Source organism: Bradyrhizobium valentinum (assembly GCF_001440405.1).
GTDB classification, from domain to species: domain Bacteria; phylum Pseudomonadota; class Alphaproteobacteria; order Rhizobiales; family Xanthobacteraceae; genus Bradyrhizobium; species Bradyrhizobium valentinum.
Genome location: NZ_LLXX01000236.1, coordinates 67,426 through 89,520 on the forward strand (window position 1 = coordinate 67,426; position 22,095 = coordinate 89,520).

General features: G+C 62.7%; 21 protein-coding genes. 1 reads left to right on the forward strand and 20 read right to left on the reverse strand.

Features of this window, described 5'->3' with window-relative positions; all coding sequences use genetic code 11:
• Nucleotides 1-93: 93 nt before the first annotated feature.
• The 10 genes from CP49_RS40815 to CP49_RS40860 all read right to left on the reverse strand — a co-directional run bounded on the left by CP49_RS40815 (nt 94) and on the right by CP49_RS40860 (nt 8,136).
• On the reverse strand, nt 94-864 hold the full coding sequence (locus CP49_RS40815) for a FecR family protein (RefSeq protein ID WP_197423371.1): 771 nt from the start codon (nt 862-864) through the stop codon (nt 94-96).
• Between the two features lie 248 nt (nt 865-1,112).
• Entirely contained in the window at nt 1,113-1,679 is a 567-nt protein-coding gene (locus CP49_RS40820) for an RNA polymerase sigma factor (RefSeq protein WP_057855718.1), read from the reverse strand.
• A 20-nt stretch (nt 1,680-1,699) separates the two neighbouring features.
• On the reverse strand, nt 1,700-2,362 hold the full coding sequence (locus tag CP49_RS40825; RefSeq protein WP_057855719.1) for an STN domain-containing protein: 663 nt from the start codon (nt 2,360-2,362) through the stop codon (nt 1,700-1,702).
• Nucleotides 2,363-2,462: 100 nt separating this feature from the next.
• Nucleotides 2,463-2,915 carry a hypothetical protein gene (locus CP49_RS48485; RefSeq protein WP_245311116.1) on the reverse strand — a complete coding sequence of 151 codons (453 nt, stop codon included), beginning with the start codon at nt 2,913-2,915 and terminating at the stop codon, nt 2,463-2,465.
• A 12-nt stretch (nt 2,916-2,927) separates the two neighbouring features.
• Entirely contained in the window at nt 2,928-3,662 is a 735-nt protein-coding gene (locus CP49_RS40835) for a lytic transglycosylase domain-containing protein (protein ID WP_057855744.1), read from the reverse strand.
• A gap of 81 nt (nt 3,663-3,743) precedes the next feature.
• Nucleotides 3,744-4,169, reverse strand: a complete 426-nt coding sequence (locus CP49_RS40840; protein WP_156438925.1) for a hypothetical protein — start codon at nt 4,167-4,169, stop codon at nt 3,744-3,746.
• 137 nt (nt 4,170-4,306) lie between these two features.
• Nucleotides 4,307-4,822 (reverse strand): YbjN domain-containing protein, encoded by a 516-nt coding sequence (locus CP49_RS40845; protein WP_057855721.1) that lies wholly within the window; start codon nt 4,820-4,822, stop codon nt 4,307-4,309.
• 19 nt (nt 4,823-4,841) lie between these two features.
• Nucleotides 4,842-5,888 carry a peptidylprolyl isomerase gene (locus tag CP49_RS40850; protein WP_057855722.1) on the reverse strand — a complete coding sequence of 349 codons (1,047 nt, stop codon included), beginning with the start codon at nt 5,886-5,888 and terminating at the stop codon, nt 4,842-4,844.
• Complete coding sequence (locus CP49_RS40855; protein WP_057855723.1) at nt 5,885-6,481, reverse strand: hypothetical protein; 597 nt, start codon at nt 6,479-6,481, stop codon at nt 5,885-5,887. Before CP49_RS40855 ends, CP49_RS40850 begins: the two co-directional genes overlap by 4 nt.
• Nucleotides 6,482-6,483: 2 nt before the next feature.
• The gene (locus CP49_RS40860; RefSeq protein WP_245311117.1) at nt 6,484-8,136 is read right to left on the reverse strand and encodes a putative porin; all 1,653 of its coding nucleotides are present in this window, start codon (nt 8,134-8,136) and stop codon (nt 6,484-6,486) included.
• Nucleotides 8,137-8,152: 16 nt separating this feature from the next.
• Here CP49_RS40860 and CP49_RS48490 point away from each other — a divergent pair, with 16 nt between their 5' ends.
• Nucleotides 8,153-8,359, forward strand: coding sequence for a hypothetical protein (locus tag CP49_RS48490; protein ID WP_245311118.1), 207 nt, complete (start codon nt 8,153-8,155; stop codon nt 8,357-8,359).
• 33 nt (nt 8,360-8,392) lie between these two features.
• On the opposite strand, the gene CP49_RS40865 is transcribed toward CP49_RS48490, so the two are convergent.
• The 10 genes from CP49_RS40865 to CP49_RS40910 all read right to left on the reverse strand — a co-directional run.
• On the reverse strand, nt 8,393-9,157 hold the full coding sequence (locus tag CP49_RS40865) for a TonB C-terminal domain-containing protein (RefSeq protein WP_082646493.1): 765 nt from the start codon (nt 9,155-9,157) through the stop codon (nt 8,393-8,395).
• Entirely contained in the window at nt 9,154-9,669 is a 516-nt protein-coding gene (locus CP49_RS40870) for a hypothetical protein (protein WP_245311119.1), read from the reverse strand. Before CP49_RS40870 ends, CP49_RS40865 begins: the two co-directional genes overlap by 4 nt.
• Before the next feature lie 26 nt (nt 9,670-9,695).
• Entirely contained in the window at nt 9,696-10,100 is a 405-nt protein-coding gene (locus CP49_RS40875) for an ExbD/TolR family protein (protein ID WP_057855747.1), read from the reverse strand.
• 5 nt (nt 10,101-10,105) lie between these two features.
• A complete protein-coding gene (locus CP49_RS40880; protein WP_057855725.1) occupies nt 10,106-12,136 on the reverse strand; it encodes a DUF2341 domain-containing protein in 2,031 nt (676 codons plus the stop codon).
• Nucleotides 12,136-13,845, reverse strand: coding sequence for a ShlB/FhaC/HecB family hemolysin secretion/activation protein (locus CP49_RS40885; RefSeq protein ID WP_057855726.1), 1,710 nt, complete (start codon nt 13,843-13,845; stop codon nt 12,136-12,138). Before CP49_RS40885 ends, CP49_RS40880 begins: the two co-directional genes overlap by 1 nt.
• A 280-nt stretch (nt 13,846-14,125) precedes the next feature.
• On the reverse strand, nt 14,126-15,112 hold the full coding sequence (locus tag CP49_RS40890) for a FecR family protein (RefSeq protein ID WP_057855727.1): 987 nt from the start codon (nt 15,110-15,112) through the stop codon (nt 14,126-14,128).
• A gap of 423 nt (nt 15,113-15,535) precedes the next feature.
• Complete coding sequence (locus CP49_RS40895) at nt 15,536-16,078, reverse strand: RNA polymerase sigma factor (protein WP_057855728.1); 543 nt, start codon at nt 16,076-16,078, stop codon at nt 15,536-15,538.
• A 188-nt stretch (nt 16,079-16,266) separates the two neighbouring features.
• The gene (locus CP49_RS40900) at nt 16,267-17,001 is read right to left on the reverse strand and encodes an energy transducer TonB (RefSeq protein ID WP_057855729.1); all 735 of its coding nucleotides are present in this window, start codon (nt 16,999-17,001) and stop codon (nt 16,267-16,269) included.
• Nucleotides 16,998-17,657 carry a TonB C-terminal domain-containing protein gene (locus CP49_RS40905; RefSeq protein WP_245311121.1) on the reverse strand — a complete coding sequence of 220 codons (660 nt, stop codon included), beginning with the start codon at nt 17,655-17,657 and terminating at the stop codon, nt 16,998-17,000. The genes CP49_RS40900 and CP49_RS40905 overlap by 4 nt, the downstream gene beginning before the upstream one ends.
• 517 nt (nt 17,658-18,174) lie before the next feature.
• Nucleotides 18,175-22,095: filamentous haemagglutinin family protein (locus CP49_RS40910; RefSeq protein ID WP_197423372.1), on the reverse strand; the 3,921-nt coding region annotated here is incomplete at its 5' end.

The following is a 22,095-nucleotide window of genomic DNA, read 5'->3' on the forward strand; positions in this document are numbered from 1 at the left end:
CGAAGGCCGGCACCGAAAAAAAATCCTGACCTTCTGCAGATTCAGCCCGCTTACTTTCTTCGGTATTTCGAATATCGACATGCCAACGCCCGATCAGCTCAGCAGCACGATACCGCCGGGCAGAGTTGTGACAGATGCACCGAAAACCTGCTGGATCTGGGCAACAACACCATCGACGTTTGCAATCGAGAATCGCGCATTGAACAACCGACGCCCGAGCGCGGTATTGGTCACGATGATCCGACCGGACCGATAGCGGTTGATTTCCGCGACGGCATCCGCGAGCGGCGTCGACCGAAACACCAGAATGCCGTCTTTCCAGGCGGTTACGACCCCAACATCCACCGTCATAGCTTCACCCAACCCGCTGCCGGAATATATGACCTGCGTGCCGGGACGAAGACTGACTGAGCGATTCCCGACGGCAACCTCGACCGCCCCCACGACGCAGGTCGTGCAAACGGTGTCGCGTTCATAGCGCATATTGAAGGCAGCATCGGTCGCGGTGACGCTGCCATCTCCAGCAATCACCTCGACGGCGCGACGCCATTCGGGACGCGTAACGATGGCCGCTTCGCCGCCAAACAGCTCTATACGTTCTGCGCCGCCATCAGGCGAGGCTTTGAGGGCGATGCTCGTGCGGGTATTCAGCTCTATAGACGGACCTCCGGCAAGCACGATCCTGCGCTGCTCGCCGGGCGCGGTCCGATAATCGGCCGCAAGCTCGGACAATGACGGCCAAAGGCCGAGCGGCGACCGTGCGCCAACGTAAGTCGTAGCGGCCACGGACGCAGCAAGCGCGCCACCCATAAATGCGCGACGCCCAATATGTACTTTCTGTTCGGGAGCATCGGCGCCGGCCATGTGCTCGGCTGCCGGTCCGACAGCCTCCCAGAGCCGGCAGGCACGCGCGAACGCCTCGGCATAGCCGGCCTGCGCCGACCATTCCTTGAAAGCATCAAGATCGGCCGGGCTGGCATTGCCGACAGCGAAACGCACCACCCAATCGTGCGCCTCACGGTCAATCCTCGTCAGGAAAACCGCTGGATGATCGGGAATATCTCCAGCCATCGCATATCCAATGTCGCCAGGACCGGGTCTTGCAGAACACATCAGTCGGGATCCCCGTCTGTCTGAGATCCTTTCGGCGGCCTGGGACCGAATCTTTTTGTGACATTTCGTCCAACACGCAACGCGCAATGGGCGAGTGCGTGTTTGAGTTCAATCTCGACAAGACGCTGCGAGACGCCGAGACGCTCGGCTATCGCCCAAAGCTGAATACCCTCGAGGCGCGATGCCAGCAGGATATCGCGGCGACGCGGCGTCAACTCCGACAATGCCCTTGCAAGCGCTGCGACCTCGGAACGCGCCATCGCGGAGCACTCGGGATCAGGCATATCGTCGATGATGCCAATCGCCATTTTGGCATCCGTGAGCGTGACAAAACTGCTCTCTGATCTCAGACGCTTCAAGGCGACATTCGCCGCCATTTGCAGCAGATAATTCCTTGGACTGCGAACGACGTCGGCTGGAGCTGCGTTCTCAAGCCGCAGCCAGGTCTCATGCAGCACATCGCTGGCAAGCTCGACAGATCCAAAACGCCGCGTCAATCGCGCCCGCAGTTCGTCATAGCCGAGCAAAAAGACCCGCCGCAGCGTGTCGCGATTCGAACTGTTCATGGGCGACGCATCCGGCGCATCTAACGCGCCGCCGTTGTCGTAACAGCGCCGCAGCCGGTCGGCTCGCCGTTGGTCCGCGCGAAAATCGCCATTGTGATGGGTTGCGGCAGCTCCGCGGGGGGCCCAGCGCCAATGGACACCCCGCGCAACGCCGCGGCAAATGCATTCTCGCGCATGTCACCGTTGGGCGCATCGAGCAATTGTGCGCGCTGTACCGTTCCCGTGGACGCTATCCACAACTGAAGCAGAAGATCGTCGCCGCCTGGCCGGGTTTCGGCACGTGCGCACAATACCTGCGACACCCGCGCCTGGATCGTCGCAAAGTACGCCTGATGGCTTGCACTGGCGGCGCGCGAAGGACCAGGTGTGATGGTAAAGCTGTTGGGACCGGTCGCTCGTGCAACGAGACCACTTCCAGTCAGCAACTCCCGCAATGCGACATCCGGTACAAGTCGCCCCTCAACGGCGTGGGAACGCCGCCCAACGGCCAGATCGCCATCGTAGTAAAGTTCTAGGCCGGATATGACGCTGTAGGTATCGAGCGCGGCCGCAAGCGGCTGCGCGGCAATCGCGAACTGGATCGGACTTCGTGTCTGCGAAACCGCATCGTGACCCGGCAGCGCCAGCCCGACTCCAAATAGCAGCGCACGGCATAACCGAACGCTCCGGCTTTGCGCGGCCACTAGCGCATCCGGTATCACAGCGCATCCTTACATTCACGAGGCGACGATCATGGTCCGGCTGAGAACCTTACGGAGCGTGTGTTACATTCGCGTGTCACTCCTATCGATGCAGTCCCCCCGGCGCGCTGAACACCAGCGGCGGGGGCCGGTACGGCATAACCGAAACGCCGAAATTCCGACCGTATTGTTGCTGAACGGCCGGGATGTTCACGACGCCTGTCTTGATGTCCGGCGAGCGGGCATCGATCGGCGGAAGGTTCATGACCGGATTGACGCGATCCACCTCCCGCTTGAGTTTCTGGTTGAGACAGTCCATCGCCCTGCTTGATCCAATTTCGACTTCGACGCATCTGTCGGGCTTGACCGGCGCGTTCCCTGCACCGCCACCAATGACGATTTCCGGCCGCACGGTGACACGTCCTTCGGGTTTGACCGGTGCATTCGCTGCACCACCGCCAATGACAATCTCCCGAAGCACTGTGACGCGCTCCTCGGCCAGCCCTGGTGAGACAAGACCCACCGCGGCAACAAGCGAAAGCATGGTCAGCCGCATTGAGATCGCCTCCTACCGTCCTGCCCGCGCCTGCACGACGAGCGCACTGAGCCGCGTGTTGAGTGCTGCGATATTCACGGTGCCTATGCGCGAAACGCCCAGGCATTTGCGGCCGCAGCCGCCGGCCCGGGCCGGCTCTCCGAACGTTGCGACGGGAACGCTGCCCGTCACGGGAAAGCCGCGTGCGGCCAGCTTTGCGCGCACCGCGTGACAATAGTTGACGGAGAGAACGGAAAACCGGGTCTCGCCATGCCCGGCCCGATACTTCATGGCGGCCGTGCAAAGATCACCGCCGGCCAGACGCCACGCCTTCGCAAGATAGGTCACGCCGTAGCGGATATTGGTCTCGGGCACTGCAAGCTCGATGAGCGAGCCCCTGAAGCCGAGCATCGCCGCCGTCGACGGCAGTATCTGCATCAAGCCGATTTCGCCGACGCCGCCTATGGCATCGGGATTGTATCCGCTTTCCACCGCCATCACCGCCTCGGCAATTTCCGGCGGCAGGCCAGCCTGCGTGGCTTCCCTTTCGATCAAGGCGCGATAGCGCGCACGCCCGTCGGGCGCGCTCGACGGCACCCTCAGTTTTGCGATATCGCCGGCGCGGTCCTTCGGCGCCTCTGCTGGCGTGGCCGATCGCGCCTGCGGCAACTGGTCCGGCGATTCGACGGCGGCAAAACGATCGTCAAACGAAGCGAGTGCCGAAACGGTTTCCGCGCTCGCGAACCCCGGCAAGGCGATTACGAGCAATCCGAGCGCGACAACGGCCGATGCTAATGGCCAAACGCGCGCTGCGCAGGGCGATCGAAGTTGCTTGCCGGCCGCCATCCGCTATTTCCCCTCCCGCGACCGATCTTTCGCGCGAAGCGACAGACGTAGGTGCAGGGGTTGCAGCATTTCCAGCGGCGGCGTGCCGACGCCACCAGCCATCAGCAACGCGCGCAGTTCGATGCGAATCCCGGCATCATCCATGCCGTCGACCTCGACACGGCTGACTCTGCCGTCGCTCAAAACCCAGGCGCGAACCGCTAACTTCAAAGCTGGTGCATCGGCCGCTCCGCCGCGGCGCGTCAGATAATCCTGGATACGGCGAGCTCCGTCGGTGTCGCCGGCAAGCTGCTGCTCGAACTTTTGCTGCACTTGCCTCCCGAAAGCCTGCCACGCCTCCGGGACCGCGGTCGCGGATCGGTATTCTCCGCTCGCCGCGGCGACAGGCGACGCCTTCGCCTCGGCCCCGGCGGCGATCAAACCCGCCATCGCCGCCACGGAGTGGAATGCCCTCTTCCACCACGCCACGCGGCTTGCACGCTTGCCGACGGCAATCGGCGGCGTCACGCATCGATCAGCGGGCGAGGAAGTGCCAGCTCCAGACTTCGCATCATGATCCATGCGCATTACTGGATTGTGGCCGGCACGCTCGCCTCGGTCGCACTATCGCGCTCGGGTGCTTGCGGTACGACGGGCGGGGTTGCATCATTTGTCGCGGAGAGCTGGCGTAGTTCGTCGCGCAGATACGCGATCAGTTCCTGCACCAGACGATCCCAGATTTCGATCTGCGCGCGAAGGTGGTTCGGCATAACCCCGCCGGCCACCGAGACGTCCAGACAGAAGACAAGGAACGGCTGGCTAAGCTGCAGGCGCGCAAAGCGGCGCGTCGCGTTCCAGCGGTTGACCAGAGCGAGCGGAAGCTCGCCCTGGACCTGAAGCACCGCAGTGAACGCGACATCGACAAATCCTTCGTCCGCGAGCTGGTTTCCCGGACGGATGTCGAAAGCCAGCCCGCCGGTCGCCGACCGCAGATAAGGCACATTTGCGACCGGATCGGTTACTTCCTCAACCCGATAGCCAACCTGCTGGAGAACATCGCGCAGACTATCGAGAGTGAGTTTGACGATTTGGGTATCGGACATTGGGGACTCCGCTGGTGAGCTATTTACGGGACCTGTCGAGCAGGTTCGACAGTGCGAGTTCATTGAGAATCGGCGGATGGCGCTTCAGCAGCTCAGCGAGGTAGGCGCGCCGCATCATGGTTGCCCGTTCGGTGCGTATCTGCTGCACGAGCTGCTCGCGGACTTCGGGGAGTGTGCGGGTATAGGCAGCCTTGGTATCGAGCAGCTTGAGGATGTGCCAGCCGTCATCGAGGCGGATAGCTTCAGATACGCCATTCTTTGCCAGCCCCATCACCTGTGCCTTGATTTCCGGCCGGATCTGGTTTTCCGCAACCCAGCCGAGATCGCCCCCGTCCTTTGACTCGCTCGCGGCTCGCGCGATCGCGGCGAAATCGGCGCCCGGCGCTTTCAGCTTTCCCAGAATCTCATCCAGATTCTTTTTCGCCTTATCCTCTGTCGCCTTGTCGGCATCTTTCGGCGAAGCGATAAAGATCTGCGCGAGCTGGAACTGGCGTGGCACCAGCAATGCGCCGCGGTTGGCATCGTAGATTTTCTGCAGGTCTTCCTCGCTTGGAAAGCCGGCCGGAGGCGTCGAGACCGACTGCAGGTAGATCTCGATCAGCGCATTCTCCCGCACCCGATCGAGCTGTGTCGCGACATTCGGCTGTTGATCCCATTTTTTAGCGGTCAGCTCCTGCAGCACCAGCCGGTTGGCGAGCAGCATGCGCACAGTCTGGCTGAGCAGCGCGGGATCCTTGGCGAGTGCCGCCTGATCCTGCGCTCCAAGCGCACCGACATAGGCACGAAGTTCTTCAGCCGAGATGTTGGCATTACCGACCCGCGCGATGACGTCGTCACCGCCTGACGTCTTGGCGGAAGCGAGTCCCTGGGTCGCTGGCGCCTGGACGGCCGTCGCTTCGGATGCGACCGGTTGAGGCGCCGGCTTCTGCTTGGCCGGTGGCGGAGCGATGCGCTGAGGCGCTGGCGCCGTCTGGGCGAGCGCTCCCATCGGCAGGCAAACGATGGCCGCGGCCATGGCTGCAATGCGGACGGGTTGGGATGTTCTGATAGCGATCAGGAAGTTCATTGTGTCGCCTTCTGGTCGAGGAGCTTGTCGGTACTATCCTGGAGGAAATTCTGCGCATCGACGCGACCAAGGCCGGTCAACGGTTCGCTTGCCACGAATGCGTCGCCCACCGTGAGGCTACGGTATCGCTTCAAGATTTCGTTGCCGTCCTTGATGAGCTGCACGTTCTTGGCCTGGCAGCTCTTGGTGCTCGCCTTGTACGCCGTTGCCTCGCCTTCGAACTTGGCTCGCTCGGCATCCTTGGCACGCGCGACATTGGCGGCCTCTTCGTACGCTGACTTCCATTTTTCCAGCGTCTCGTCGCGCTCGGTGAGACGCTGGTTGAATTCGTCGACCGCCTCGCGATGCTGCTTCTCGAGCCGGCGGGCCTCCGACTTGGCGGCATCGATCTGAGCTTTGAGGGCGGCTTTTTCCTTCTCGGCCTCGGCGAGTTTAGCCTGCGAGGCAGCGCGCTGATCTTCCAGTTGCCGGGTCTGCATGGTGGCGCTGCGCAACGCCTCGCGCAGGCGATCGTGCTCGGTATCGGCGCGAGCCTCGCCGCAGAACGCTGCTGCAGCGAGAAGCAACACAAGACGTGGGATGCGGGTCTGCATGATCAGAACTTCGCGTTCAGGTCGACTTGCAGGACATCGACGGCGTAGGGCACGCCTGCAATGTTGTTGGCGCTCATCCAACGCAACGAGGCCCACACATTGTCGCTGAGCCCGACATTGCCGCCGACGAAGTAACCCTTGAGATTGGTGCCACCGAGCCCAAAGTCAGAGTCGACAAAGGCATCGATGGTGGCATCGGACTCCAGATATTTGTAGCCGGCGTGCACGTTCCAATCCCAGAGACGCTTGACCACCTTGTCACCGACGGTGACGCGGGCTAGCCAGCCCTGATTGCCGCCGTTGTAAGGGCCGGGCACATTGGTGGCGATGTCCGGCCCGCGGTTGTTTACTGCGAATGCGTTCATCAGGCCGCGGTCGAACGCGCTATTCCAGATGTACTCGCCGTCGAGCACAATGTGCACCGGATGGAAATGGCCGAGATCGAGCTGCGCGCTGGCAACGACGGGCCGGTACTGGCCGACCAGGCCAAAGTATTGGTACAGGTTGGTCGTTCCAAAGTTGTTCGAAGGTTCCGAAATGATGTCGCGCAGCGATCTATAGGTATTGCCCTTCTGCGCGAATGACGGACGCGTGATGTCGGTGTCGCACAGATCGGACGCCGATCTCACGAAGCACGGGCCGGAGAGCCGTCCCTGAACGTTGTGGAAATCATAGTACGCAACGGCAACCCGGAATGCCGATTCAGGAGCGAACCGCGTGGCAACACCGGCCTGGCCGCCGAACAGCCATTTGTCGCGGCTCGCAAACTTGGCTACATCTCCTGTGGCTGGGTCGAGATTGGTGCCGACGTTGAAGTCGGTGTTGTAGATCGGGAACGCGCCAGCCACGGCGAATGGCGTAATGCCTTGCGCGATCTCGTACTTGGCCTGCGCGGCGATGCCATCGAACCCGAGATCCCTATGCCAGGCCAGATCGGTTGGCGACCAGAACGGGTTGTCGAAGCGACCGATGGAAACCGCCACATCGTTGTTCCACGCCTGGTACTTCAGATAGCCGCGATCAAGCCATAGCGCGTATTTTGAGAAATTGCCGCCGCTCGCACCCAGCGTTTGATTGGTGGAGACGGGCGAGCTGTTCTCCCCGGTTGCGATGCGCAGGCCGGCAGAGAACCCATTGTAGATATCGGCCTCCATGCCAAGACGGGCGCGAAGCCGCGGCTGGTGGCGGTCCTTGGTGACGTTGTAAGTCGGTGCGGGATTTGGATTGGAGATGAGGCTGACGTCGTAAGGTGAGCCGGTGTTGATGGTATTGAAATTATAAGCGTTAAGCTGGTCATTACCGGTGGGAAAGAAACTGCCCTGGTAGCGTGCACGTAAATCACCAGAGAACCGAATCCGTTGCGCCCATTCCGGGTAGGCACCCGGCGACGCCCAGTTTTCCTTATGTGCCCTGTCCATGACTTCCCGCTTAATCTCTTCACGTAACTGCCGTTTGACAACCTCCGGCACGTAGGTGACGTGCCGGGTCCCGGGGGGCGATGCCGCAGCGGTAGCGGCATTCGCGGCTTTCGCCGCCTCATCGGCCTTCGCCGTGGCCCCCTTGGCTGCCTCGCGGGCCACATACGCCTCGTCGTTCGCCTGCTTGATCAGAGCCTCTGCCTGCTCTTCCTTCAGCACGCCCTGCTTCACCAGCATGTGCACGAGATTGATCGTGGCGTTCGGCGAAGTGGGTTTCGCTTGCGACACCCCGGATCGCTTCGAATCGGATCTCTTTGCCGGTGCCTGCCCCTCATCCGAGGCGCTCTGGCCAAAAGCCGGAGCGAAGCAGGCGAGCGCGCACAGCGACACGGCGAGTGGCATCAAGCGCCGGCGTGCGTCTGGTTTCTTCTCAAACATCGGTTCCCCAGTCCTCTCCTAGTCACATGACTCGACGAAATCGTTACAAACCGCTTCAGCTTGGCCGGCGCGCGGTGACGCGCGTGACCATCGGCATCGGCATGTCCTTGGGCGGCGGCTCGCGCAGAACGAGGCTGCCGAGTACGTCGTTGCGGATCACCGCATCGAGTTCGGCGTCACCGGTGGACGAGACGAGCTGAATGCGATTCACGCGGCCGGAGGCGTCGGCCCATAGCCGAACTTGCACCTGCATGGTTGCATTGCGCGTCCTGCTGTTGGCGCGCAGGGCAGTTTCGATTTGGGCCTGCACAATCGATGCGTACCAGCCCCATCGGCTGCCGCCGCCTCCGCCACCGCCGTAAGGATTTCCACCAACCTTGCTGCCGAGATTGAAGAGATCGCCAGGGCCGACCGCCTTCGCATCGAGCGACAGCGGTCCCGGCGGCTCATCGTTCTTGGCGTCCTTGACCGGTTCGTCCTTTGGCTTGTCGACCGGCTTCTCTTCCTTGAATTCCGGCTCGGCCATCTTCGGCTGCTCGATCATCTTTTGCTCGGGCATGGGCTGAGGTGGCGGCGGCGGAGGCGGAGGCGGCGGCACGATGTTGACGACGGTCAGTTCCCGCACCAGCCGCGGCGGTGGCATATCGTCATGACCGCGAAGGAAGAATATGGCAACGCCAACGAACGCGGCGATGGCCAAAAGCGTTGCGCCGTAGCGAAACAACGAGGTGTATCGTCCGGTGGGACGATATGCGGTCGGGACCCGCGCTTGTGCGTCGCGCGCGGAGGAGAAATCCCGGTCGTTCACAGGCGCGTTCATGACGCGGCCTCCAGGAACACCTTCTCCGAGAGCCGCTCGGCGACATACTGCACGACGAGTTTCACGACGGTGTCGAAATCCGTCGTTTCCACGGTAACCCGCGTATCGGGCTGCGCCTCGATCGCCACGCAGTACACGCATCGATCAGCCAGGAACTCGACATAGGCAGTACGGTCGATCGACAATCGCGATCCCGGGCATCGCGAGATAAGCAAAAACAGCGGATCGCGCTCGAGCCCGCGATCGGCAATGCGGCTTCGCAGGAGGTCCGCAAGCCTGACCAGCAGCGCCTCGCCGCGAACCGGAAACTGGAGCAGGACGCCGCTTTGCGCGGCATGGTCATGCCTTGTGAGCGGCAAGGCAGTACGTGGCTCGTTCTTGGCGACGGCCGGCCAGGCAGCCACCTCGGCCGGGTACACCTGATTTTCGTTGGCGTACCGACCGATCGTCCAAGACGCGTCGTGGAGCCAGGACCACAACTTCGTGAGGCCCTTTCTGGCGGCGTGACGCATGTCCATGGCGGTACCCATTCGATCCGTCACTTCACGAGCGGCTTGGTGGCGAGACCGACCTGCGTCAGGCCCACGCGTCCGAGGAGGTCAAGCACATCCATGACGCTCTGATACTGGGCCTGCGCATCGCCGCGCAGCACCACCGGAAATTCTGGCGTAAGCGCTTTCTGCTGCACCAGGCGCTGTTCGAGTTCGGGCAACGTGACCGGTATGGTGTCGAGAAAGATCTTGCCGTCATTGGCGACCGTGATCGCCTTGGTCGTCTGCGTCGCAAGGCTCGGCGCCGCCGACGCCTTCGGCAGATTGACCTTCTGGCCCTGCACGGTTGCCGTCGTCATGATGATGAAAATCACCAGCAACACGTAAGCGAGGTCCAACATCGGGGTGATGTTGATGTCGTCGTAGGGTTTACCGCTGTCCTGGATCTGCATCGCCATTACTCCGCGGCGACGCGGTGTTCGATCCGATCGGCCGAGTAGAACTCGGCCATCTTCGTCACGAACTCATCGATGAAGACCTGCATGTCATTGGTCAGGTCCTTGATGCGAGAGATCAAGTAGTTGTAGCCAAACAACGCCGGGATCGCGACGCCGAGACCGGCAACGGTCGCGACCAGCGCAGCCGCAATACCCGGCGCGATGGCGTTGACGTTGACGTCTCCGCTTGCCGCGATGGCGGCGAACGTGATCATGACGCCGACCACGGTGCCGAGCAGGCCGAGGAACGGTCCGCCGGAGATCGCAATCGTCAGCACGACCATCAACCGGTTGAGCCGCTGGCTCTCCTTGACATAGCCGCTGTCGAGCGCCGCGCGGATCGCCGCGATCGATGTGGCAGAGAGAACCGGCAGGCGCTTGCCGTTCCCGGCGAAGCGGTGGCGGATTTCCGAGGCTCCGAGGTGATAGATCCGGTACAAGGACGACGCCCGCATGATCTTGGCATCGGACTCGTTCATGCGGCCGCCCAGGCTTGCGATATCTTCCGGATCGCCACTGTCGAGCATCGTGAGATCGGACGCGATCTCGCGAAAGCTCTTCATGAAGTGAGCATTGGCCTTGGCCTGCTTGTTCAGATAGGAGGCGCGATCGTACATCACGACCCAACTGACAGCGGCCATGATCACCAGGATGCCGATGACGATCCAGCCGTCGAGCGTCACCGATTTCAAGATCACCGCGAAATAGCCCGAGAGCCAGCTTCCGGTTTCTTCGTCCAGGCTGAAGGCGACGAGCTTGGCCTGCTCCGGCCCCTGCCCGATCGCGGCAAACTTGATGAAGCCGGCGGGGCGGGCAATCTTCGCGATCTGCAATTCGTCTATATCGCCGACAAAGCCGGCCATGGTGGCGGCGGGAGCTGCAGCCGGCGCTGCTTCGGATGCAGGGGCCGTAGCATCCGGCGCAGTGCCGCCATCCGCAGCCGGCACAGACGGGGCTGGAGCCTGTTCGGCTGCGGACGGTGCCGCCGCGGGAGCGGCGGCAGCGGCACTTGGCGTCTCGCCGCCGACCAGCGCGATGGCGTTAAGTGCCGGCAAAGTCGCGGCAAGCGACGCGTAGGGCGCACCGTCGAGATAGAGTGCGATCTGACCGCCATGGGCCACCACCGCCACATGATGCCAGCCACCGGGGGCGATCGGCGCGCCGCCAGCGCTGCGTTGCGCAGTCCCCGCATTGGTGACCTCGGCGAAGGGAATGCCGTTGTCCAGTCCGATGACGAGACCGTTGGCGCCATCGCGGCGGCTGTACAAGGCCGCGTTGGGCTGCATGGCGCTGGGCTTGATCCAGGCGGACCAGGTGAACACGGCGTTGTCGCTCAAGGAGAGCGATGGCGATGCCGGTAGCGTCAGCGGCGCACGGCCATCCAGGCGCAAGCCCGTACCGATCAGCGAGCCGTCCGCCGGTTGGCCGACGGTTTGCGCATTGTTGACCCAGACCGACGAGTCCAGGGCCGGCGTCCCGCGCTCGTTGAAATGATAGACCAACTGGGTGTCGGGATCGTAGGTGCCCTTCGGATCGCTGGTCGCAACCGCTTTCTTGTTGCCGGAATAGAGCCAGATATCGGCCTTGGCGCCGGGCTGAAGGTTCGGCACGGCGACCCAGATCAGGGCTTCGCCGAGCAGCGAGTCGTATTTCTCGATGTGATGCTTCAGCGGCGTTTTGTCGTCGCCGGCGACGAAGCGCAGATCGCTGCCGTCATCCTTCGCCTGACCGAAACGGAAATTCCCGACATGCAGCCGAACAAGAACCGGCGCGGTACCGATCGGATCGGTGATGTTGGCGCCGGACGCACTGGCGTCGATGGTGATCTTCTTGCGCAATTGCCATTCGTCGTTCCACCACGCCGCGGCCGGCGACGGCAGCAGCGTCAGCACCGCGACGAGCCCGAGCATCAGGCCAGCCAGAATGTTCGCGCCCGACCGCCGATGCGCAGACTGCCCCGCGCAACCAATATGATCCCATCCCACAGTCATCAGAATTCACCCCAGATTCGGAAGTTCACGCGCGGATTTCGCGCTTCGGTGTAGGCTTGGCTCACCATCGGCACGGAATAGACCAGCGTGCCGTTGAGGTAGTTGAACATCTTGAAGCGGGCGCCGACGCCGTAGCTCCACACATCGAACTTCGATTGCTGCTCGGGCAGCGGTTTCAGGGTGGTGACCGTGCCGGCGTCTGCGAACCCGAAGAAGCGCCATTCGTCGAAAATGGTGAAACGCGCCTGGCCCTGCCCGGTCTCGTCCTTCATGTGCTTCTGCAACAGCTCGCCAACGTTGGGACTGCGCAGTTCGAGGTTGCCGAGCACGCCGTTGTCGCCGAGCGTCTCGGACTCCAGATAGCCGCGCACGGTATCGAGGCCGCCGGCACTGAACTGCTCGCTCGACACCAGCGGTCCGTCGGCGACCTGTCCCTGAACCTTGCCGTAGAGCTGGAAGCCTTCGGGCAGTTCGTGGGTGTGCGACACATCGACGTTGAGATGGGTGAAGCTGGGAGAGGCGTAATAGCGCTTGTTGTCGAACGTGACCCAGTCGTCGCTCAACGGGCGCAGATTGTAGGTGACCCCGGCGTTGAGTTGCGTCGTGGATTTCTCACCCTGGAATGTCGCGCTGTAGTTGGCGACCACCGGATAATAGGTGACCGGAGAGGAAAATCCGGCACCGCCGAGCTTCACGGTCTGGTCGAAGTGCTTGTAGTCGACACCGGCCGAAAGCGTGTGGAAGAAATTCTCTCTCGCCGGCAGCGTGATCACCGCGCGGCTGCCGAAAATCTGTCCGGGCCCGATCACGTTGGTGCCGCCGACAGTCGCGACATCGCTGCTCGATTTCACGGCATAGAACAGGACATTCAGCCAATCGACGTCCTGCACGCGCGCGAGGTAGGAGCCGGAAAAAACTTCCGCGTCGCCCGGGCGCTGCGGCGCTACCTGGTAGGTGAAACTCAGGGAGTGGCCGAGTTGCCAGAGGTTGTCGTAGTGCACCGTGCTGCTGACGCGCAGTGCCGTGGTGTTGGGAGACTGGCGGTTGTTCAGCTCGACGCTTGCATGCAGCGGAGCCTTGTCCTCGACATTCAGGTCGACGTCGACAGTGCCGGGCGTCACGCCCGCCCGTAGCGCCGGCGTCACGCGCCGGTCGGGCCACTGGTTCAGTGCGACGATGTCCTTGGTGACGGCGCCGAAGTTCGGGACCGTGCCCTCCTTAAGAGAGCCCGCCTTGTTTGTTATCTTGGCGAGGTCGAAGTAGCGCGAGTTCTTGACCCGCAGCCGCCCGACCTTCAATTCCGCCACTTTGAGGGTGATCATCCTGCTCAAAGCGTTCTGCTGCGGAACGGAGACGCTGACGGTCTGATAGCCCTTGTCGTGATAGGCCTTCTCGAGCGCCGCCCGCGCCTTTTCGACATCGTCAGCGCTCTTGTTGGGTCCGAGGAACGGATAGATCGCTTCCTCGATTTCGATTTGCGGAAGCGTCTCGGCGCCCTGGACGGCAAAGTCGTCAATGTCGAAACGCTGTACGGCAGCAGCCGGCTTTTGCGGCGAAGCCTGCTCAGGCGATGACGAAGCACTGGTTGGGTTCGGCGCACGTCCAGCCGACGCAGCCTTGGCTGCACAGGCCGGATCGGCAGCGACCAGCCCGCCTGCCAGAGTCACTGCGCCTGCCGTCAGGCAAAACAACGCCCTTCCCGCCGACATATGCCGGCGCGGCTCATCATCATCACAACTTTGCACGGATGCCCGCTCGCCTCCTCAAACGAGTATCGCAACCGCGCCTGAATGCCGCGATCACGCCCCCTCGCTCTAAAGACGACTGACGGAGACCTAACCCGCAAAACTTTGCGGCGCTCCGGGGAAAAATTAACGGCTTTTTTGCAAACGGTTTTCGCGCGCATTGATTCGCAGCTGGTCGCAAGCTCAATGCGACCAGGATGAGCAGACGAGCGAAACAGAGATTGCGAGCTGCGGCTCAATTGGATCAGCCGAGCAATACGACCCCGCCCGGCAGCGAGCGCGCCTGGGCCCCGAACAATTGCTGAACCTGGAGCACGAAATCCCCGAGCTTGCTGATCTGAAACGTGCCGTTGACGACCCGCTGCTTCAGGTCCGCATTCGTAATGATGATCTTGCCGGATCGATAGCGATTGACTTCATCCACCACGTCGGCAAGCGTCTGGTCGCGAAAAATCAATAGCCCGCTCTGCCAGGCCGTTACCTGCGCCGGATCGACCGGGACCGAGACTTCAATTCCGCCAGGCGTATAGGAGACCTGCTCCGCCTGGCCAAGCCGCACCACGCGGCCGCCCTGGGCGACATCCACGCTTCCATTCAGACATGTCACCCGGACCATGCCGTCGAGGCAACGCGCCACGAAGTCCGCCTGTTTCGCGGTGATGCGTCCGTTCGCAGCCAGCATGACGAACGGCTTCGGCGAAGTTCGCATCGCGGCTACCGAGGCTTCGCCGGAAATCAACTCGATCTGCGTTTCGTCGGACGCTGAACGCAGCGCGATGCTGGTCTGGGTGTTCAGCTCCAGTGATACATCCGGCGTGACCGCGATCTTGCGCTGCTCGCCCTTGCCGGTGCGATAATCGGCAGATAGCTCCTGCAGCGACGGCCAAAGCCCGAGCGGCGGGCGGACCACCACATAGCCGGCGGCGGCCGCGGCGATCGCACCGCCCAAAAAGGCGCGGCGCGCAAAGACTTTGGACGGCAGCCGTTGCGGGGCCAGCACCGCGCCTGTGGCATCGGGCCGATCGTCCAGTTCGCCCGCTGCGATACCTGCACGGCGGAAAAGCCGCGCGGCCTTTTTGAAAGCCTCCTCGTGGGCGGGACTTTGCTCGCGCCAGCGTCGCAGCGCATCGATGTCTGCTCTGGTCGGATCACCCGTCTTGAGCCGGACCACCCAGTCGATGGCCTCGTCCAAAAGCGCGTTGCGTTCGGATGTGTCGCTCGCCGCGGTCACGATTTATCGTCCATCTGCCGCGCTCGCCAAGCCAATGTGCTTAATTGATGGGGCCAATGCCGTCCGACCTCGATATATAGCCAATTCCTGTCAATTTCGAGCACCTTGATGCGCGCTTCGACGATCGGATGATCGGTTGCTCCACGATACGCTCGCTGAACAGGAAGCGACGATCCACGCCCCCTGCGCTGGCTGCAACAGACCTCGCTTCAACGGCCCGCGTCATTCCCTCGGAACTTCCCATCCAGCTTGCCGCCGCGGTGCCGTTACATGGCATCTACTCGATAGACGACTGGGAAGCGGCTATCCCGAAGAAAAACTGCAACGAAACGACGCGTCGCTCAAATTTGTTCGCTTATTGTCCAATGCCGCCCCGGCTCGCTCCAGAACGTGCATCGATCGCGACGTTTCGGCACCAATCGATCACGATCGGGGACGCGGGCCGCCGAGGCGGCGGTGCAAAGTGTGGTCAAGGCTGTCGGCACAGTGGCCAAGTGCCAGCTTCAGATCGCTTTCGACGGTGCGGATACTCACCTGAAGCCGCGCCGCGACATCGCGCGCCGACTGGCCTTCAATGGAGATACTGCGGAGCACTTCCCGCGGCCGCGGCGGCAATTCGGCCAGCGCCCGCTTGAAGGCTTCAATCTCCGATCGCGCTTCAACTATTCTCGCCGGATCGGGGTCCTCGTCGCAAACGTCCAGCAGCGCATCGATCTCCGACGAACTCACGCGATAGCTTTGGGCCTTTTGCCGGTCCTTCGCGATATTGATGGCGGTGCGGAATATGTAGTCGGTCGGACTGCGAACCGGCACCGCGTCGGTCACGCGATCCAGCCGCAAAAATGTCTCGTGCAGAGCGTCGTGGGCAAAATCCGACGATCCGAGGCGACGTGTCAGCTTCCTGATCAGCCCGTCGTAGTTTTCGACCAACTGTCCACGCAGCCGAATTCGATTGCTGTCACCCACGTTGCGCAGGCCCCAAACACATTACCATCGTTCCCGCTCGCCCCCCGACGATCAGGAGGTCGTAGCGGCGCTGAACTACACATTTATGACGAAAGGAAATACCACCTGCGAGAGAACATCAGACACCAGTTCGCGTAATCAACGGTGATCTCGCCAACAGACCTGTTCAACTCCGCGACTAGGAGTGGTCAGGACGGATCGAACACTAGTTGCACGTGAATGTTCAGACGCTCGGGCAATTCGGGAGGTATAGGCGGCAGGGGCTGCGCCCGGCGGATCGTCTCCATCGCCTCCTTGTCGAGCAAGGTCTGGCCAGAACTCGTTCTGACCCAGACGCCGAGAAGCTTGCCGTCCCTACTCATCGAGAACTGCGTATCGACCTTTCCCTGCAGACGCAGCGCACGGGCTGCGTTCGGGTAACGCTGATATTGCGCGACGTGACGCAGCAGCGCCTGCTGGAATTTTGCGGCCGCGCTGTCCGCTGGCCCGCTTATCGCCGATGGCGCCGACAGAATATTCGACGGCGGCGCTTCTGCAGGCGAGAACGCTCGCGGAACAGGAACGGGTTCATCCGAGGTCGATGGGCTCGGCTCCTTCGGGGATATGTCGGTACGGCTGGTGACGTCTTGTGCGCTCGAATGCGACGTCGAAGCGGTGACGATCGGCGCAGCATCAGGGCGCGGAAGCAGATGAACCTGCACGACCGAGGCCTGCTGCTGGCCCATCGAACCTGACGGCGTTTGCAGCCTGATCCAGTACACGCCGCCGACGAGCAGCAGCGTCGCCAGTGCCGGCACCGTGAAAAGCCGCAAGATTTCTCCCGACGACCACGTTCCGGGCTCGTCCTCATAGGGTGGCAATGTGCCCGGCGGCAGCGATGCCGCGCCCTTCTGATTTCGTCTCTGGATCTCGTCGAAGCTCATTGCAGTGATCTTACGACGATGACGACGCGGACCGGCTGCGGCGTGTTCGCCGGCGTCGGCCGGCTGACCGTCACGCCACGCAGCGCCGTCGCAACGGCCGCGTCGCGGTCACGATCGCCTGTCGACCGAAATAATTCCGTTCGCTCGATCGTCCGCGCGGAATCGATCCAGAGATCAAGCACGGCACGGTAGCTGCCGTCCCGTGTCCTTGGATTTTTTCGAAGGGCGTTCTGAATATCCATCTGCAGCCTTTGGCTGAAATCCTGCAGCCCGGCGGCGTCGTCGCTCGTCCCGCGCACCCGCAACGTTCCCAAGGACAGGCTTGACGATCCCAGCGGGATGCCAGGGGGCGTATAATTGACACCCTCTGCAGATGGAAGAGCGAGTGTAATCGCGTCGGGACGGATGTAGCGAACCTTTAGATCGGTTTCTGCCAGCAGCAGATTGAGTGCGGCATCGGCGGTGAACGCTCCTTCAACGGCGCCCGACGTCCGGCCGACGGCAGAGTTGCTCTCGTAGAGCACTTGAATGCCGGTCGCCTGCCCGTAGGCCTGCAAAGCGCCGGCGAGCGGTTGGCGCGGGATGTTGAATGCGATCAGTTCGCCCGCTTTGGCGACCTGGCGATCCTCTGCCTCGGCGGCGTAGATGCCAGCCATCAGCAATACCGCATATGCCACCACAAGGAATTTTCGACTCCTTCGATGGTCGCTTGATCCGATTGCGCTTCCATATCGCGCCAAATGCCGTCTCAAACGTCGAAGCGCTGCAACGCGATCGTCACCCGGACGAAAAACTGAACGGCCGCCCCTCGCCTTGACGACATATGATACAATTGCCTGCATAGCGCTGCTTTAAATCGGCCAATACCCGTACCAATGCCTGCCCCGCCTACGCGATCTATAGCCAGCGACTTTTCGTCGACATGCCTAGAATCGTTGACGGCAGTGGTACAAGCGACAGCGTCCTTTATATCGTTTATGTGACAGCTATCTCATCGGCTCAGTTCGATTTGCGCGCGGTTGAGCCGCTCCGCCGATAACCAAGCCCGGTCAGACGCCCGCAGCCGGCCGCCAGGATGGCGAGCTGAAATCCTGGCCCGCCATCGATGATCGCAAACCGACCTGAGCTCAAGATGATCACCGCATCAACCTTGGAGCACAGAGCTATTCGTCATTATTGCCGTTCGGAAAGTTTGCGCTTTTCCTCTCCGGTGAGACCATCCATGTCCGTGTCGGTGAGAGGTCCGTAGCCCACCACCTTGATTGGGGCCGCTGGATTGTAGTTACTCCGGTCGTTGCTTCGATCGCGTTGCTCTTCTTCGTTACCGCCGAAGCCGAGCACCTCGACGATGATGATAGAGGGCTGGCCCGAGCTTGTGGGTTCTGTCGCAGGCGCCACCTGTTGTGCGGCACCGGCCGTGTTGGAGGCGGCCATGAGCGCGCCGGTATCGGTCTTGCTGGTCGGCACCCCAACAGACGTACCGCCCACCTGGATATTGTCGGCGCCGCGGATTTCCAGCGCGGCGATCACGAGATTGCCCGACACGCGAATGCCGGCATCGCCTGCGTCCACGCGGCCGCGCGGCGCGATCAGGCTCACGTCGCCCGGCTCCTGATCGGCGCCCGTGATCAGGGTGCCAATGCCGCTGCCGGTCGCCTCGCCGGTTAATTCGGTCGTGAAGGTACCGCTGGCCGCATCGAAGATGACCCGCGGCGGCGGCGCGAGCAGCGCCGTCTTGGCACCCTTGCCGGCGTCAATATCGCCGTTCGACGACCAGATCAGGATGTCGCCGCCGTGCAGCGTGAACACGCGCGAGGAGTTAACCGTCATGCTGCCGTCGAGGAAGATGCGGACGTCGCCGCCGCGCACGGTGGTGACGCCGAGCCGATCGGGCGTCTTGGAATTAGCCTGGACGATCGGCCGGCCGAGGCTGTTGAGCTGGAGTGATCGCGGCCGCACTGTCTGCCCGGCATCGATGCGACCGCCCGGAGCCAGGATGTCGATACCGCCGCCCTGCACAGTTTTGACTTGGCTGTAGATCATTGACAGGTCGCCGTCATAGCTCTCAGGCACGGCCGGGTACAAAACGGCGATCGCGTCATAGCCGGCATTGTAGTTCTTCGACACTGCAGCCTCTTTGCCCACCGCAGCGAGTTCCTGATAGAAGATCGTGCGAATGAAGGCATGTCGGACGCCGTCCGGGAGCGCGCCGAATTCGGCCCAAGCCTGCTCCTCGTTAAGCGCACTGTTACCGGTTCGCTCGCGCATGAAGGCCAGAAGATCTCCGGCATAGTGCCGCGCCACGCTGCCGGCAGAAGTCGGATCGATATAGGCGGCCGCGAAAGCAGCGTAGTCCGGCCCCTTGGCGCCGGCGCCAAGAGTGAGCGCGATGCTCGCGCCTTGGTTGGCCGGCAGATACGAGTTCATCTGGTTACCGATGGTCTCGATACCGTGGGCGTCGAACAGATTGAGATGCCGCCCGGCAGTGACGTCGAGCAACCCGGGTCCGCCCAGGATGATGGTGGTGCCAACGTTGCGGCCGCCGGACGGGTCGACCAGCACGCCGCCCGTCTGTATCGGCGCCCGCCGGCCGATATCGCGCCCGGCGCGGATGACGGTTGTGTGCTCGGCCGTAAAGTGCTGGCCGACGAAGTTCAGGTCGACGATGTCGAGCCCGGCCCGAATGGAGGCGGGCTTGGGCGAGAAGAAGGTTGGCCCGAACAGGATGCTGCCGTCGCGGGCATAGATGCGCACCGGGTCGGTGTCGTCAGCGCGGTAGCGGTTGGCCGCGTGCGACATGGAACGATCGGAGCCGGCCTTGCCGTTTTTCGGCTCCGACCGCTCGAACAGGCGGAACAGGACATCCTTCTCGAAGTCCTTGGCCGGGCGGAAGACGTTGGCCAAAAGGTCAGGGTCGGCGTCGGAGACAGCGAAGTTGCCGTCATTTTCGACGGGGTGAGTATGGTAGCTCATCCGCTGAAGGTCGACAGATCCTGCCGCGAACAGGCTCAGGTTGCCGTTGCGTGCCGGCAACAACGTCATGCTGCCGTAATTCCGATTAGGTCCCTCGGACCATGGCATCCCGGTCGAGATATCGCCGCCGAAGGCAACGGCCTCGACGGTGCCGGGCCAGAACTGGAAGGCTTCTGCAAATTTCGCATTCGGCACGGAGGAATTCAGACTATTGCGCAGGTCATAGAGACTGGTTTTCGGGCTGGTCCCGGGAAGAATCTGGGGGTCAGCGAGAAGATTCAAGAAGCTCGACCCGGCTGAAAGCTCAGCCGCCGTCGTCATCGTAGCGAGGCGGATATCGCCGCCGTTGGAGCGGACGGCTAGCGCGCTCCGGTCGGTATAGGTCGAGAAATAGGACTGGTCGCCGAAAGACCCGGGGCTAATCCTGAGCAGGGTGGAATTGAAGACGGAGCCGATCATGACGTCGCCGCGGGCGGCGATGTCGATCCGGGCATCGGCCAGGGCGATGACGTTGTCGAAGCGCATGCCACCGGTCAGCCAGGCCGTGCCCATGGCGCCACCCACCTGGAATGTGCCGGTTCCCTGGCCGACATAAACAATCGCGCCGGTGACATCACCGCCGGTGCGCACCGAAAGGTCGCCGCCCCCATAGAGCTTAAGCGCCGCATCGGTTGGCGTGACGGCTGGCGCCAGGGTCGTGCCGTCGCCGGCCGCAAGCCAGCCGCTGTGCGGCACGGCGAGCGTCATGTTGTCCACACGTCCGCCCGCACTGACAGCCAAGTCGCCGCCGCCAAGCGCGCCGACGCCCTGCTTGAAACGGCCGTAGTCGACCGCCCAGGCGGTGTTGAGGATGCGTCCGCCGGACGCGACGAAACCCGTGCCGTCGTTGGTCAACTGACCTTGTCGCATCAGCCAGTCCGCGACGAACTGGGTCCCGGTGTGCGGCTCTGCGGGGCCATAATTCGGAAGCCAGGATGACCAGAAGCAAGCGGGAGCTTCCGCGGCATCCCGGCAGCCCCAGCCCATATCGCGCGGCGCGCCCATGATATCTCCCTGCGCCGTGAGGTTGAGATCGCCGCCCCCCTCGGCGAAGCTCGCGCTGTTGGTGAAGCCGGTGGCGAGCACGACCCGTCCTGGCCCGCTGAGCTTGCCGGCGGTGTAAACGATGGCCGACGGCCGATTGTAGGTGTCGAACGTCGGATCGTCCGGGTCGGCAACGAGCAGCCAGTCCCGATAGGCAGCATGGGGGGCTCCTCTGCTATTGATCGCCTGGGTGATCTCGATCATCCGCGTCGGATCGTTGGGATCCTGGAGCATGATCACCTTGCCCGGGGTGAACACGATGTCGCGTCCGGCCACGACATCGATGTCGCCGGTGCCGGTGCGGACAACCACGTCGGTCGCCAGCACGACATTGCCTGAGCCGTCGGGCAGGCTGAACAGCGGAGCGACCGCCAAGGGATCGGCGGAGGTAAGATCCGCGCCGCCGATCAGCCCGTAGGACCAACTGTCGTCCGCTCGCAGCGTCCCGCGCATGTTCAGAGGAACTGCGCTGTTATCCCAGGTAGGGTTCCTGGTGTTGCCCTCCCAGCCGTACCCGTCAAAGCCGTCGTTGATCGACTTGTTGATCTTAAGATCGCCGGCGGCGCGCAACGTGAGCACGCCGACATCCCCGCCCGGGCGCTTGCCGGCGAGATCGAGATCCTCAGCCACCGTCATGTCGCCCGACGAGCGGAATTCGATGCCCGACACGAGATGGAAATTGGCATCGCCCGTCCGTCCAAGACGGGAGAGGATGGCACCTTTCTCCGCCGCCATGAACGTTTCGGCATCGGTGAGTGCAGCATTGAGCGTCGCTGCGTTGAGATTGGTGATGCCATCATAGACCCACACCGCCTCGGCATCGACGCGCTCGGCGCCGACGAAGCTGCCCGATGCATCGGCGAGGCGGAAGCCTGATGTCGCCGTGTCGCGGCCGGCGCGCAGGTGGATGCGCCCGCCGCGTGTCGCGCCGGTAACGTTGATGACGGCGCCGGACTCGAAGGCCAGCGCACCCGACCCGGCAATGAGATCGACGCGCCCGCCGCGCCCTGCCGCGCCTTGCGCTGTGATCGACGCGCC

Coding starts and splice junctions, on each gene's coding strand:
- CP49_RS40815 (WP_197423371.1), bottom strand. CDS start 864: ATGGCCGGCGCCGATGCTCCCGAACAGAAAGTACATATTGGGCGTCGC.
- CP49_RS40820 (WP_057855718.1), bottom strand. CDS start 1,679: ATGAACAGTTCGAATCGCGACACGCTGCGGCGGGTCTTTTTGCTCGGC.
- CP49_RS48485 (WP_245311116.1), bottom strand. CDS start 2,915: ATGCGGCTGACCATGCTTTCGCTTGTTGCCGCGGTGGGTCTTGTCTCA.
- CP49_RS40840 (WP_156438925.1), bottom strand. CDS start 4,169: ATGGCGGGTTTGATCGCCGCCGGGGCCGAGGCGAAGGCGTCGCCTGTC.
- CP49_RS40845 (WP_057855721.1), bottom strand. CDS start 4,822: ATGTCCGATACCCAAATCGTCAAACTCACTCTCGATAGTCTGCGCGAT.
- CP49_RS40850 (WP_057855722.1), bottom strand. CDS start 5,888: ATGAACTTCCTGATCGCTATCAGAACATCCCAACCCGTCCGCATTGCA.
- CP49_RS40855 (WP_057855723.1), bottom strand. CDS start 6,481: ATGCAGACCCGCATCCCACGTCTTGTGTTGCTTCTCGCTGCAGCAGCG.
- CP49_RS40860 (WP_245311117.1), bottom strand. CDS start 8,136: ATGCTGGTGAAGCAGGGCGTGCTGAAGGAAGAGCAGGCAGAGGCTCTG.
- CP49_RS40865 (WP_082646493.1), bottom strand. CDS start 9,157: ATGAACGCGCCTGTGAACGACCGGGATTTCTCCTCCGCGCGCGACGCA.
- CP49_RS40870 (WP_245311119.1), bottom strand. CDS start 9,669: ATGCGTCACGCCGCCAGAAAGGGCCTCACGAAGTTGTGGTCCTGGCTC.
- CP49_RS40875 (WP_057855747.1), bottom strand. CDS start 10,100: ATGCAGATCCAGGACAGCGGTAAACCCTACGACGACATCAACATCACC.
- CP49_RS40880 (WP_057855725.1), bottom strand. CDS start 12,136: ATGACTGTGGGATGGGATCATATTGGTTGCGCGGGGCAGTCTGCGCAT.
- CP49_RS40885 (WP_057855726.1), bottom strand. CDS start 13,845: ATGTCGGCGGGAAGGGCGTTGTTTTGCCTGACGGCAGGCGCAGTGACT.
- CP49_RS40900 (WP_057855729.1), bottom strand. CDS start 17,001: ATGAGCTTCGACGAGATCCAGAGACGAAATCAGAAGGGCGCGGCATCG.
- CP49_RS40905 (WP_245311121.1), bottom strand. CDS start 17,657: ATGGCTGGCATCTACGCCGCCGAGGCAGAGGATCGCCAGGTCGCCAAA.